We start from the raw sequence: 13,739 nt of genomic DNA on the forward strand, positions 1-13,739 counted from the left end.
AAGGGAGAGGTACTACCACATGAGTTCCCCTATGTCGAGTCTCGCGCGCCTCACCGCGGCGGCGGTGGCGGCCGGCGTGGTGGCCGCGGGCATCGCGCTGCCCGCGGTCGGAGGCACGGGAGCGATGTTCGTCTCGGCATCGGAGGATCTCGGCATCAAAGCCGAGGAGCTCAAGGAACCCCCGCTGGCGGAGAAGACGACGGTGCTCGACGCCGAGGGCAACCAGATCGCGCAGTTCTACGAGGAGTACCGCGAGAACGTCAAGCTCGAAGACGTGGCCGACGTCATGAAGACGGCCATCATCTCCATCGAGGACTTCCGCTTCTACGAGCACGGCCCGATCGACATCGAGGGCACCATCCGCGCCCTGGCCAAGAACCTGACCTCGGGCCGCACCGCCCAGGGCGGCTCCTCCATCACCCAGCAGTACGTCAAGCAGGTCCTGCTCAACTCGGCGACCACCGAGAAGGAGAAGAACGCGGCGCTGGAGGCCAGCTACGCGCGCAAGCTCAGGGAGCTGCGTTACGCGATGGCGGTCGAGGAGAAGTACACCAAGGACCAGATCCTGGAGAAGTACCTCAACATCGCCTACTTCGGCGCCAGCGCCTACGGGGTGGAGGCGGCGGCCAAGCGCTTCTTCGGGGTGGACGCCGCCCACCTGAGCCTGGCGCAGGCCGCGACCCTGGCCGGCGCCGTGCAGGACCCCAACTCGACGGACCCCAACGTGAGCAAGAAGCACCGGGAGCGGCTGCTGAGCCGGCGCAACCTCGTGCTCGACACCATGGCCAAGCTGGGCAAGATCACGCCCCAGCAGGCCGCCGACGCCAAGGCCGAGAAGCTCGGCTTCAAGGGCACCCCGCTGCCGGGCGGATGCGGGGACAGCAAGTATCCGTACTTCTGCGTGTACGTGCGCAACGAGATCCTGAGCAACCGGGTGTTCGGAAAGTCGGCCACGGCCAGGAGCCAGTTCCTCAACCGGGGTGGCCTGACGATCCACACCACGATCGACCCGGGGATGCAGAAGGCGGCCGAGCAGGCCATCAAGAAGCACGTGTACGCCTCGGACGACCCGGTCGCCTCCGAGGCGCTGGTGGAGCCGGGCACGGGTCAGATCAAGGCCATGGCCGCCAGCCGCAAGTACGGCCAGAACAAGCGCAAGAAGGAAATGTCGTACAACGTGGTGGCGGACGCGGCGCACGGCGGCGGCGTCGGATTCCAGGCCGGATCGACGTTCAAGACGTTCACCCTGGTCACCGCGCTCAAGCAGGGCATGAAGATCAACGAGGGCTTCACCGTCGGCAGCGGCTACCGCGCCCCCTACTACTCCACGTTCAAGAACTGCAAGGGCGAGAACATCGCCGACCCCTCCCACACCGTCACCAACGACGAGGGCGGCGGCGGCTTCAAGTCGCTGGCCACCGGCACCTGGGGCTCGGTCAACACCTTCTTCATGCAACTGGAGCAGAAGGTGGGCCTGTGCAACGTGATCAACACGGCCAAGTCACTGGGGATCAAGCGGTCCGACGGCCTGAAGCTGACGGAGTTCTCCACCTTCACACTCGGGACCAACGAGATGGATCCGGTGACCGTCGCCAACGCGTACGCGGCCATCGCCGGACACGGCAAGTACTGCGCCCCCATGGTGGTCACCAAGATCGTCGACCGTGACGGCAAGGAGAAGGACTACCAGCCGAAGTGCAAGCAGGCGCTGGACGCCGAGGTCGCGGACGCCGCGGCGGACATCCTGTCCGGCGTGTTCACCAAGGGCACCATGAGCGGCGTCGGCGGCATCGGCCGCCCGGCCGCCGGCAAGACCGGCACCACGGACGATCAGGCCACCGCCTGGTTCGCCGGGTTCACTCCGGACCTGGCGGGCGCGGTCAGCATCGGCGACCCGAGGGGCGCGCAGCAGCACAAGCTCAACGGCGTCACCATCGGCGGGAACTACTACGCCAACGTCTTCGGCTCCTCCGTTCCCGGGCCGATCTGGAAGGACACCATGATCGCCGCGCTCGAGGACGTGCCGCCGACGGACTTCACCCCGATCAACTCCGCCCGTTTCGGCGGCTGCGGCAGTAGCTGCCAGCCCGTCGAGCAGGTGCGGCCCGAGGAGCCCGAGGAGGGCGACGACAGCGAGATCGAGGACGCGGACCTGGCGGAGATCGGCTGACAACGCGGACAATCTGGTCACCAACATGACTGCCACGGATCTGAAGGGATTCCACGCCGTCGGATATGACAAATCGGGCATAAAAATATGGCGTGATCAACGCCCGGCACAAAAACCTCTACCGGTTACCAACGCCCCTAGCTGAGCAAATTCGGAGTGCGTCCGCACAATGGGACGCACTCCCTGCAAAGCCCCTATTAACAGCGGCGAAACATTGGTAACGTGGGAGCGCTCCCAGGCTCTTTCCGCGAGGTGCTCCATGACCGAGCAGCCCACACTGGCACAGGTGGCGGCCGCTGCAGGGGTTTCCCCCGCGACCGCATCCCGAGTCCTCACGGGCTCGGTGCGGGTCAGCACTTCAACCCGCCGCCAAGTCTATGACGCCGTGTCCCGTATGGGATACGTACGACAGCGCGCGCCACGGGGAACGGCCGCCAAAACCCTCGCCGACGGCGTAACGGCGGTGATATGTGACCATCTGCCCCGTCTGTTCTCCGAACCCTACTACGCCAGGCTCCTGTCAGCAGCGGGCGCCGTGATCAACGAGCACGGCACCCACCTCATGGTGACGACCGTAACGCCCACTTCATCCACCCTCCCAGCGTTATCCGGCGCCGTGCTCATCGTCGGCGCCAGAGAACGCCACCCCTTGGCGATCAAGTTATCCACCTCGGGCATCCCGGTACGCAACATCGGCCGGCCGCCCCACGACCTCAAACTGCCGTACGCCGACGTCGACAACCTCGACGGCGGCAGACAGGCGGCGGAGCACTTCCTGCTGACGGGCCGCCGTAACGTGGCGGCCATCGGCGGTCCGCCCTCGTTACCGGCCGCCCGTGACCGGCTGGAGGGGCTCGTACGCACCCTGCAGGCGGCAGGCGCCCCCGACGTGCCGGTGGCGTACGGCGACTTCACCGCCGCCTCAGGCACCCACGCCATGCAATGGTTGTTACGCCACGCTCCAGGCCTTGACGCCGTCTTCGTCGCCTCCGACCTGATGGCGGCGGGCGCGATCCAGGCCCTGCGCCGGGCCGGGCGCAAGGTGCCGACGGACGTCGCGGTGATCGGGTTCGACGACGCCCCGGTCGCCAGGCACACCGTTCCCGCCCTGACCACGATCCGCCAGCCCGTCGAGGAGCTCGCCACGGTCGCCACCCGGCTGCTCCTGTCGGGGGCCGCGGGGATCGATCCCGTCCTCCCCACGGAATTGGTCGTCCGTGAGTCGGCTTGAACCTGGGGACGTCCTGGCCCGCCGGTATCTGCTGCTGGATCCGCTGGCCCGCGGGGGCATGTCGGTCATCTGGCGTGCCTTCGACCAGTCCCTGCACCGGATGATCGCCGTCAAGGTGCTCACCGCGTCCCTCCACATGGACCACGGCGAACGCATCAGCGTACGCAGCGAGGCCCGCGCCGCCGCCAGGTTCATCCACCCCGACACCATCGAGATCTACGACTACGGCGAGACCGTCACCACGAGCGGCGGCGTCGCGGCCTACGTGGTGATGCCGCTGCTCGACGGCACGCCGCTGGCCGAGCGCGTCGAGGCGGGCCCGCTGCCGTGGACGGAGGCGGCGGCCATCGCGCTGCGGCTGGCGCGGGTCCTGATGGCCGGGCACGCCCGCGGCCTGGTCCACCGGGACGTCACGGCCGAGAACGTGCTGCTCACCGCCGACGGACCCAAGCTGCTCGACTTCGGCATCGCGGCCTGGGCCGGCGATCCCGAGGACGACCGCGGCACCCCTCCCTACGTCGCCCCTGAACGCCTGCTGCGGGTGCCCACCCATCCCGCGGTCGACGTCTACGCCCTGGGCGTGCTGCTGCACACCATGCTGACGGGGCGGACTCCGTACCCGGAAACCACGTGGGAGGAGATCGAGGTGGCCAGGCGGACGTCACCGCCACCGAGGGCGGCCGGCGTGCCGCACTCGGTCGCCTCGCTCTGCCAGAGCTGCCTGGCGCACCTGCCGGAGGAACGGCCCACCGCGGCGGAGATCGTCACGGCCCTGACCGCCGCGCTGAGCACGGCGACCCTGAGCCGCAACGTCAGGCGCGGCCTCACGGTCACGGGATCGGCGGTGATCGCGCTCTCCGCGCTGCTGTGGTTCCAGCAGGCGGAGGTCCCGCAGCAACGGGAGAAGGCACCGGTGCCGACGCCCTCGGCCACGGTCGCACCCACGGAGACGGCCACGGCCAAAATGATCGAGAGCTCGCCGTCGGCGACGGTCACGATCGACCAGGCCGTGACCGGCTTCACGAGCACGCTGGAGGCGAGGACGCCGTGCGGCGCGACCGACGCCGACGTCGTGCTCGATCTCAAACAGGTCCTGCACGCCACCGTGACGCCGCTGGGACCGTATGAATCCAGTACGGACAACGTCCGCCGCAAGCTCTCCGACCGGCTGCGGGAGGGCCGGCTCTCGCCCGCCTGCCTGAGCGAGCTGGAGGCCAGGCTCGACGTCATCGACGCCGCGATCAAGAGGAAGTGATATCGAGGGGTACGGCCGCACCAGCCGTACCCCTCGGATCGCCCGCGTCGTGCCCCTCGCAAAGCACGCCCGCGGACGAGCTCAGCCGCAGGTGTAGCCGCTGGGCACCTGCGTGTTCCCGTTCGGCCTGGTCGCCTGGTAGCCGAAGCTGGTGGAGGCGTTCGGTCCCAGGCTGCCGTTGCTCCTGGCCGTGACGGTTCCGCCGCTCACCGTGTAGGACGCGTTCCACATGCCGGTGATCGTGTGTCCTGACGGGAGCGGGAAGGTGACGGTCCAGCCGCTGAGCGTGGAGGTGCCCCGGTTGGTGACGGTCACCGGCTGGATGACGTAACCGTTGTTCCACGTGGTCTGGGTGGTGGCGGTGGCCGCGCAGCCGCCGCCAGGCCCGCCGCCGGACAGGGTGGTGACGGTGACGACGGCCGACTGCGGCGAGAGGTTGTTCGCGCCGTCCCTGGCCTGCACCCGGTAGCGGTACGTGGTCGCCGGGCTCAGGCCCGTGTCGGTGAACGACGTCGTGGTGCTGGTGCCGACCCTGGTGAAGGCGTCACCGGTCGCGCGCAGCACGTCGTAGCCGGCCAGGCCGCTGCCGCCGGTGTCCGAGGAGGCGCCCCATCGCAGGGTCGTGCCCGTGGAGGTGGTGCCCGAGGCGGTGGGCGTGCCCGGCGTGCTCGGCGGCGAGGTGTCGGTGCCGCTGCCGCCCGAGCCGAACGAGAAGGAGTTGACCGCGAGACCGGCGCCGCCGATCCAGGGCTCGAAGCCGGCCTGGACGCTGGTGAGGTACCACGAGCGCTCGCCGTAGCCCCGGCTGACCACGTCGGAGTAGAACGTGTTGATGGAGAAGTCGAGCGAGGTCGTGGTCGAGCTGCGCACGTAGGAGATCACGTTCCAGCCGATGTTGCCGTACCAGACCTGCCAGGTGCTCCCTGCCAGGTTCGCGGTGCCGACCTGGGAGCCGATCGGCTGGATGGAGCCCTGCCTGTTGAGCCAGATCATCACCTCGGCGCCGGTGTTCTGGCCGTCGGTGCGCGGCGTGGGATCGAACCACAGGTCGTAGGAGGCGTTGTACGTCCCCGAGCCCGGATACGTCATGCTGACGCTGCTCCGCAGGCCGCCGAAGCCGCTCGCGCTCGCCTGCATGGGCAGGTTGCTGCCGGTGGTGCAGGCGGCGTAGTGGCAGCCGGCGTAGATCGACGGGTAGCCGGCGGGCGCGCCGCCGGTGCCGTTGTTGTGCGCCGACTGGGTGACGGTGAAGCCGCCGCTCTGGTTGACGTCGATGCACTGGGCCGTGCTCGCGCCCCAGACGTTGTTCTGCACGATGTAGCGGTTGTTCTGGATGCTCGCCGAGCCGTACTTCTCGCAGAGCACCGGGGCGGCCTGCGCCGGCGCGGCGAACAGGCCGGTGGCGAGTAACGCCCCGATGATCAGGGTGTGCAGGTGCCTCATGGCGTGTTGCTCCCGCTTCTCTGTAGAGGGAGGGCTGGGAGCGCTCCCAGCGTCAGACTCGCGGCCACTGACGGAACCTGGCAAGCCGGTACGCCCCCGCCCGGCCGGTCGCATCCGGGCCACCAGGGGAAACCATGACCAAGATCGGCTGAAAGTTTCACCGAGCGTTGTCGAAGAGTCGCCGAACATGATTCAATGCGCTGGCCGGGCGGGCTGTTCGTGGGCAGGTTTCCTCTGTCGTCAGCGCAAGGGAATCCCCATGAAATTGTTCAAGTCGGCGGCGATCACCGCCGTCATGGTTCTCATCACGAGCGTCTTGATGGTGCCCACGCAGGCACAGGCGCACGGCGTGTCGATGTTCCCCGGCAGCCGGACGTTCCTGTGCTGGCAGGACGGGTTGCGGGACAACGGCCAGATCCTGCCCTACAACCCCGCCTGCGCGGCCGCTGTGTCGCAGGGCGGCACGACCCCCCTGTACAACTGGTTCGCGGTGCTGCGCTCCGACGGCGCCGGCCGGACCAGCGGATTCATCCCGGACGGCCAGATCTGCAGCGGCGGCACCGGCGGACCATACAATTTCTCGGCCTACAACGCGGTACGCAACGACTGGCCGCTGACCCACTTGACCTCGGGCGCCAACATCCAGATGCGCCACAGCAACTGGGCCGAGCACCCCGGCGACTTCGACTACTACATCACCAAGAACGGCTGGAACCCGAACGGGCCGCTGAAGTGGTCCGACCTCGAGCCGTTCGGCAGCGTCACGAACCCGGCCAAGAGCGGCGGTCCCGGCGGGCTCGGCTACTACTACTGGAACGCCCAGCTCCCGTCCGGCAAGTCCGGCCGGCACATCATCTTCACGCACTGGATCCGCTCGGACAGCAACGAGAACTTCTACAGCTGCTCCGACGTCGTCTTCGACGGCGGCAACGGCCAGGTCACCGGGGTCGGCCCGGGCGGCAGCACGCCCGGCCCCAGCCCTGACCCGACGGTGCCGCCGACCGACCCGCCCACGGGCGGCTGCTCCGCCACGTGGAAGGCCACCGACACCGGCTGGGCCGGCCACTTCCAGGGTGAGGTGACCGTGCGGAACACGGGCTCCAGCACGCTGAACGGCTGGACGGTCAAGTGGACCTACAGCGGCGGCCAGGGCTTCGACGGCTCACCGTGGAACGGCGTGCTCTCCGGGCAGGCGCCCAATGTGACCGTCAAGAACGCCACTCACAACGGACAGCTCGCGCCGAACGCGTCAGCTACGTTCGGCTTCAACGCCACGGGCTCCATACCGAGCCCCGCACCGGCACTGACCTGCACCAGCCCGTGATCAAAACGCGTCGCGGGCTGATCGCGTCGATCGTCACCCTGGCCTGCCTGACCCTGGCCGGGGTGACGTTCCTCGCCGCCAGGCAGCCGTCGTCACAGCTGAACGAGGACCTCGCCGCCCAGGTGACGCTGATCCTCGAGCGGTCCTCACCCGAACAGCACCACGCGCACGGCCACGAGTTCGAGTCCGCCGTGGTGTGCGCGGTGGAGCCGTTCGGCACCGAGCCCGCCGACGCCGCGTCGCTGGTGGAGGTCACGTGGGTCTACGCGCGTCACATGTGCGCGATCACCGGTGAGAGCACCGACTGGTCGGTCTCCGTACGCGCTTCCGGGCCGATCGCCGTCCGCCTCGGCATTCCTCCCCAGGTGAAGGTCCCCGAGCCGGGAACGGGCTATCCGGAGCGGGTCAGGCAGCTCATCCCCGCGCGTTACCACGACGAGGCGTTCGCCGAGTTCGAGGACGACACGCCGATCGAGGCGGCCCGCCAGAGGTTCGCCCAAGTCACGTCGAACACCGCCCGATAGGACAACCTCCCCGCAGGACAAACGGATGCGACCGGCTGGAAGAGCCGGCCGCATCCGTCCCATCCGGGCGGGATGGTGTCGTGGGGCAGGGTTGCTGCTTCGCCTCACCTCCTTCTACTCAGCCGACGTCCGATGAGTTCGGCTGGATCAGTGGGCCCAGGTGGGTGCCCGGTGGAACCGCCCCCGCCGCGCCTGCGGCGGGGGCGGGGCCTTCACTCAGGCGGGGATGCAGGTGATCGGGTCGGGGGTGGAGGGAGTGCCGTTCGCGATGAAGCCGAACGTGGTCGTGCCGCCCGGCGCGAGCGCGCCGTTCCACGCCTCGTTCCGCACGCTGACGGCGGAGCCGGACACGGTGTGCCTGCCGCCCCAGAGCTGGGTGATCGCGGCCTGGGACGTCCAGCCGACCGTCCAGCCGTTGATCGCCGCGGCGCCGGCGTTCTTCACCGTCACCTCGGCCTGGTACGCGCCGCCCCAGGAGTTGACCGCCTTGTACGTGACCACGCAGCCGGCGGCGGGCGCGTCCGCCGTCGTGAACGCGGTGCCGTCGGACCGCGCCGAGCTGTTGCCCGCCGCGTCCCTCGCCACCACGCTGACCGTGTAGTCCGAGGCAGGGGTGAGCCCGCTCAGGTCGAACGACGTGGTCGTGGCCGTGCCTGCCTTGGTGGACCCCAGGTAGACGTCATAACCGGCCACTCCCACGTCGTCGGTCGAGGACGTCCAGGTCAGCCTGGCGGTCGAGCCCGTGATCGCGGAGACCGCGGGCCTGCCCGGCTTGCTGGGCGCAGTGTCGTCCTCTTCCCCGGGACCCGGCGGGTCACCCCAGATCTTGGTGGCGCCGCTGTAGAGGGTGATGTTCTCGGTCCTCGCCGGCGTCGTGCCCGGGGTCGTCGGGATGCCCTGGTACGACCAGTCGTTGGCCGGGTCCCACGTGCCCGCGCTGGCGATTCTGAACTGCACCTCCCTGCGGTGCTGCGACTGTCCGGCCGGTGCGATCTCCTGGCCCGAACAGTCGATCTCCGCGTAGTACGTGCTGCCGCCCGCCTGGTGCAGCGTCGGCGCCGCGCACTGCGTGTAGGCCGACGACACGCTGAGCTGCGAGGCGGTCGTCGTGCCGTCGAGCGTGAAGTAGTAGCGGAACGAGCCGTCGGACAGCACCCTGGCGGGCCAGGCCGACTGGTTGCGGACGATGGCCTTGATCTCCGTGAAGTTGCCGCCCGAGGCGTTCACACCCGCCTCGACGAAGATCTCGGGTCCGTCCGGCGTCTCCGCCGCGGGGAAGCCCGTCGCCGGGGCGCCGCCGTACTCCTTGTAGAGCCTGGCCAGCGCGCTGGTGAAGCCGGCGTTGTAGTCGGTGGCGACCTCGTTCATGACGTAGTCGTCGCGTTTGTCGGTGTAGGCGTCGTTCGGGTCGGGCGGGCCGCCGACGAGCGCGCCGTACAGGGTGTGGCGGGTCTGCTCCGGGAAGGAGAGCTGATCCGTGTACGACCCGTGCGCCGTCCGGTGGTGCGGGTTCTTCGGCGGGTTGGCGCCGAAGCCGACCACGTACGATGAGTTGCGCGGGTTGTCGCCGAGCGCGTAGTCGATCTGCCGTACCGCGAAGTCGTGGTAGCGGGCCTTGCGCGCGGCGTCGGTGATGGAGTCGCTGTGCACGAGCGCCGCGAACGAGGTGTTGGCCGCGTAGCGCAGCGAGCCCCACCGGTCCAGCACGGCCTGGCCGCCGGGCGAATACCGCACCTTGGCGCCGTCCACGCCGACCGTCCACCAGTCGAGCCAGCGGTTGGCGTCGTCGAGGTAGCGCTGCTTGCCGGTCAGCTTGTGCAGCAGCACGTACGCGCCGTAGGACTTGTCGTCCCAGGCGATCGTCCACTTGTACGACTTGATCGTGGTCTGCGGCTCGTTGCTCAGGTTGTCGTAGTACGACTCGGCCTTGGCGAGGTAGGCGGCCTCGTTCGTGGCCCGGTGGAGCCAGATCGCGCCCCAGACCAGCTCGTCGTTGAAGCCGCTGTGGGAGTTGTAGTAGCCCTGGGCGTCGCTGATGCAGTCGGTGTACTTCTTTCTGACCGTGTCGGCGAAGGAGTAGAGCTGCTTGGCGTGCGTCACCAGCGTGTCGGCATAAGACGGATTTGTCGGGCGGAAGACGATCGAGGAGGCCGCCATCGCCGCCGCCGTCTCCCCCGCCAGCTCCGACCCGCCACACGACGCGTCGATCTTGTACGCGGGCCGCTCCATCTGCATGGCCTCCGCCGGACCCCACCAGGCGTGGTCCCTGCCGCCGTTGCCGACCTGGCCGTAGAGCACGTTCGGCGACGGGTGGGCCTTGATGAAGTAGTCGTTGACGAACTTGAGGTTGTTGAGCAGGTGGGTGAGCTGACCGGAGGAGACGTAGGCGTCGCGATACTCGACCGCGCCCCAGGCCAGCATGGTGGCGGAGAACGCCATCGGGAAGCCGAACTTGACGTGGTCGCCCGCGTCGTACCAGCCGCCCGTGAGGTCCACCCCGACGTCGTCGCCGTCGTCCATGGCCGAGTCGCCGCGCCAGGAGACGCGGTTCCAGTCGGGCAGCGCGCCCGACTGCTGGGCCTCGTAGAAGAACAGCGACTTCTGCAGCGCCTCACCGTAGGCGAAGGCCGGCGCGGCGGCGTGGGCCGCCGGCCCCACCCCTGTCACCAGGGGCAGGACCAGCGACGCCACGGCGATCAGTGTCGCCTTTCTCACGGGAAGAGCCGTCCGAACTCGGCGAGCGCGACGGCCACGTCCACCTGGGCCCAGAACCGGTGGTAGTTGAAGACCGGCGCGGGACCGGTGCCGTCCAGGAACGCCTCGACCTTCGGCCAGTCGGGGTCGTCCTCGTAGAACGACCTGATCGACAGGAACGTCGAGTCGGGGTTGATCGGGTCGCCGTTCGGCATCTCGCCGCTCCAGCCTGGGGGCACGTACACCGGGTCGTCGATCCGGCGGTAGTCGGCCTTGGTCTCCGGCACCGAGACACCCTTGGCGTCGCGGTTCTCCCACACGGCGTCGAGCAGCGCCTTGGCCGTGTCACGCGCCTCGGCGTGGTTCGCCCTGGCGGCGTAGTACATGAGCACCTTGGCGTAGGAGCCGGCGACGCCCACGTCCTGGGTGTGGTCGACGACCTCGACGTGCAGGCCCGGGTTGGGCGGCGGCATGCCACCGGTGGCGGAGAAGCTGCCCACCGGCTGGCCCGTCCAGCGCAGCGTGGACGGGATCTGGTAGCTGTCACCGGAGACGGTGGTGTTGTCGAGCGCCCACGCCACCCACTTGTCGAGCAGCGCCTTGGCGTCGGCGTTGCCGGTGACGTTGTAGAGCTCGGCGACCCGCTCCATCGTCCACGCCTGGAAGCCGAACCACTGGTTCGACGGCGGGTCGTGGTAGACCGGCTGCCAGTCGTAGGTCATGCCGTGGAACTTCGGCAGGCCGCTCGGCGGCGTGGCGTAGTGACCCTCCCAGCTGTTGGTCGCGCCACCGGCGATGGCGCCCTCAGCCGACTGCAGCCAGGTGTAGAACTGCAACTGGCGGGTCAGGCTGGTGTTCCAGTCGGCCGAGCCGGTCGCGCTCTTGGGCTTGAGCTCGGCCACGTTGGCCATCGCCCAGGCCGCGAACGGGTTCTGGTAACCGGAGTGGTTGTGGCTGGAGCCGATGCGCCAGGCCCACCCGGCGCTGGCGTCGGTCGCCCCGCCCCAGGCGTAGTACCACGACAGCAGGTAGGTGGACGCGTCCTTGCCGGTGCCGGCCGCGCACGACGGGTTCGTGCAGTTGGGCCGCTTGAAGTACTTGTCGTACATCGAGTAGCGCAGGTAGTCGCCCATCTTGGCGGCCTTGGCCACCGTCGAGGAGATCTGCGACTCCTTGCCCTGCGCCTTGGCCCAGGTCTGCGCCCAGTACGCCACCTGCACCGCGCGGGCGTCCGCGTCGGGGGCGTTGGTGTACTTCCACTGCTTGGCGTATGAGGCGTCCTTGATGAACAGGTCCAGGTAGCCGTTCGTGCCGCCGTGGGCGAAGGTGTCGCAGGACGGCTGCGGGATCGTCTCGAAGACCGACTCCTCAGGGCCGCGCTGGTAGGTGTTGATGTAGGCGGGCTTGGTCGTGCCGTCGCCGCAGCGGCCGAAGCCGTAGGTGTTGTCGACGTCGAGCAGCCAGTGCATGCCGTAGATGTCGCGAGTGCCGTACGCGCTCTGCAGTTCGGCGGCCAGCGGGTCGCGGCCCACCGAGACGCTCGAGTCGATCTGCGACGGGTAGTCGGAGATGGTGTTCGACTCGGCCGCGTACGTGGCCGGCTTCGACGCGTCGTAGAAGGAGTTCGTCGGCTGGTCGGCGGTGGCCGGGATGATGTACTTCTCCATCGAGGCCCACGCGTTGTTGAACTTCGTCCAGTCGCCGGTCACCTGCCCGTAGGTCGCCTCCAGCCACAGGTAGTAGCTGTAGGCCTCGGACGTGGTCTCGTGCCCGTGGTCAGGCGCCTCGACCATGAACGTCTCGACCGAGTGGTACGGCACGCCCTCGGGCGAGAAGTACCCGTTGGCCGGGTCGTGCAGCTCGTTGTAGAGCTCGACGAAGCGCTCGACGTACGCGTTGTCGCCGCCGCCCGAGTCGTCGTCCGCCTCGCTGGCGTTGACCTCGACCGCCGGGTATCCGGTCGCGCTCACCCTGAACACGGCCGTGCCGCTGGTCGTGTCGGTATCGTTGGCCGCGGCCAGGGTCACCGTCTGCGCGGTGTTCCAGTTGGACGGCGTGAAGGTCCTGCTCGCGCCGCTGGAGACGGTCAGGTCGGTGTCACCGCTGGTGCGGGCGGTGGAGACGGTCACGTTCGCCGACGGCGCCCGCGAAAGCCTCACCTCGAAGCTCGCGTCTCCCGCCTCGGGCACGGACAGGCTCGTCTGGCTCACCAGGAGTGTGGGCGACGTGCTCTGCGGCGAGACCGTGATCCCGACCGGCGCGGAGGTCGTCGTCGCGCCCCCGTTGTCGGTGGCCCTGGCGGTGATGGAGTAGCTGCCCGCCGCCACGTTCTGCCAGTTGTAGGCGTACGGCGCCGACGTGTCGGTGCCCAGCAGCGTGGAGCCCTGGTAGAAGTCGACCTTGGAGACCGTGCCGTCCGAGTCGGCCGCGTTCGCCGCGATCGCCACGGTGGCCGGGGCGGTGAACGTCTGGCCGGCGGTCGGCGAGGTCAGCGACACCGTGGGCGCGGCGTTCTCGTCCTCTTCACCGCACGTGGTGCCGTTGACGCTGAACGACGTCGGGGCCGGGTTGCTGCCCGTCCACGTGCCGTTGAAGCCGATGCTGGTCGAGGCGCCGGTGGCCATGCTGCCGTTCCACGGCATGTTCGTGGCCGTGACACGGGTGCCCGACTGGCTCCAGTTCGCACCCCAGCCGGTCGGCGTGTATTTCTGGCCGGTGGTCGCGTAGTCGAAGGCCAGCGTCCACGACGTGAGCGGGTCGCCGGTGTTCCTCAACGTGATGTTCGCGGTGAAGCCGCCTTGATTGTTGCCGCTCGTCCACTGGTTGGCCGCGTACGTCACGTCGCACGCCACTGCCGCCTGGGCGGGAAGGGCCGCCACGGCAGAGGTCGCGCCTGCGACGAGGACGAGGGTCGTGGCCACGGCGAGCCGCCTCGATAAGCGCGTCAGAAGGGAGGGTGGTCTGTACTTCACGGGGGTCTCCATGGGAGTAGAGGTGTGGGAGCGCTCCCAAAATGGATTGTGGGTGCACTCCGGCGTATGTCAACGGAATGGCGTCCCGGTAACCCCCGTGTTTCCTCTCACCAGGCTGCCGTTGAT

8 protein-coding genes are annotated in these 13,739 nt (G+C 68.8%); 5 read left to right on the plus strand and 3 right to left on the minus strand.

Annotated elements, in window-relative coordinates:
- The first annotated feature begins 31 nt into the window (after positions 1–31).
- The 3 genes from ITP53_RS18020 to ITP53_RS18030 all read left to right on the plus strand — a co-directional run bounded on the left by ITP53_RS18020 (position 32) and on the right by ITP53_RS18030 (position 4,656).
- Positions 32–2,170, plus strand: coding sequence for a transglycosylase domain-containing protein (locus ITP53_RS18020; protein WP_195896559.1), 2,139 nt, complete (start codon positions 32–34; stop codon positions 2,168–2,170).
- A 259-nt stretch (positions 2,171–2,429) separates the two neighbouring features.
- Positions 2,430–3,401, plus strand: coding sequence for a LacI family DNA-binding transcriptional regulator (locus ITP53_RS18025; protein ID WP_195896560.1), 972 nt, complete (start codon positions 2,430–2,432; stop codon positions 3,399–3,401).
- Positions 3,388–4,656, plus strand: coding sequence for a serine/threonine-protein kinase (locus ITP53_RS18030; protein ID WP_195896561.1), 1,269 nt, complete (start codon positions 3,388–3,390; stop codon positions 4,654–4,656). The genes ITP53_RS18025 and ITP53_RS18030 overlap by 14 nt, the downstream gene beginning before the upstream one ends.
- An 81-nt stretch (positions 4,657–4,737) precedes the next feature.
- On the opposite strand, the gene ITP53_RS18035 is transcribed toward ITP53_RS18030, so the two are convergent.
- Positions 4,738–6,099, minus strand: a complete 1,362-nt coding sequence (locus ITP53_RS18035) for a GH12 family glycosyl hydrolase domain-containing protein (protein ID WP_195896562.1) — start codon at positions 6,097–6,099, stop codon at positions 4,738–4,740.
- A gap of 259 nt (positions 6,100–6,358) precedes the next feature.
- On the opposite strand from ITP53_RS18035, the gene ITP53_RS18040 reads away from it, so the two are divergent.
- Both ITP53_RS18040 and ITP53_RS18045 read left to right on the plus strand, forming a co-directional pair.
- Positions 6,359–7,423: a lytic polysaccharide monooxygenase gene (locus ITP53_RS18040; protein ID WP_195896563.1), complete on the plus strand. Its 1,065-nt coding sequence runs from the start codon at positions 6,359–6,361 to the stop codon at positions 7,421–7,423.
- Positions 7,420–7,947, plus strand: coding sequence for a hypothetical protein (locus ITP53_RS18045; RefSeq protein WP_195896564.1), 528 nt, complete (start codon positions 7,420–7,422; stop codon positions 7,945–7,947). The genes ITP53_RS18040 and ITP53_RS18045 overlap by 4 nt, the downstream gene beginning before the upstream one ends.
- Before the next feature lie 216 nt (positions 7,948–8,163).
- On the opposite strand, the gene ITP53_RS18050 is transcribed toward ITP53_RS18045, so the two are convergent.
- Positions 8,164–10,716, minus strand: a complete 2,553-nt coding sequence (locus tag ITP53_RS18050) for a glycoside hydrolase family 9 protein (RefSeq protein WP_195896580.1) — start codon at positions 10,714–10,716, stop codon at positions 8,164–8,166.
- Positions 10,659–13,625 (minus strand): glycoside hydrolase family 48 protein, encoded by a 2,967-nt coding sequence (locus ITP53_RS18055; protein WP_195896565.1) that lies wholly within the window; start codon positions 13,623–13,625, stop codon positions 10,659–10,661. The genes ITP53_RS18050 and ITP53_RS18055 overlap by 58 nt, the downstream gene beginning before the upstream one ends.
- Positions 13,626–13,739: the final 114 nt, after the last annotated feature.

The organism is Nonomuraea cypriaca (genome assembly GCF_015645445.1).
In the GTDB taxonomy this organism is placed as follows: domain Bacteria; phylum Actinomycetota; class Actinomycetes; order Streptosporangiales; family Streptosporangiaceae; genus Nonomuraea; species Nonomuraea cypriaca.

Coding starts and splice junctions, on each gene's coding strand:
- ITP53_RS18020 (WP_195896559.1), top strand. CDS start 32: ATGTCGAGTCTCGCGCGCCTCACCGCGGCGGCGGTGGCGGCCGGCGTG.
- ITP53_RS18025 (WP_195896560.1), top strand. CDS start 2,430: ATGACCGAGCAGCCCACACTGGCACAGGTGGCGGCCGCTGCAGGGGTT.
- ITP53_RS18035 (WP_195896562.1), bottom strand. CDS start 6,099: ATGAGGCACCTGCACACCCTGATCATCGGGGCGTTACTCGCCACCGGC.
- ITP53_RS18040 (WP_195896563.1), top strand. CDS start 6,359: ATGAAATTGTTCAAGTCGGCGGCGATCACCGCCGTCATGGTTCTCATC.
- ITP53_RS18055 (WP_195896565.1), bottom strand. CDS start 13,625: ATGGAGACCCCCGTGAAGTACAGACCACCCTCCCTTCTGACGCGCTTA.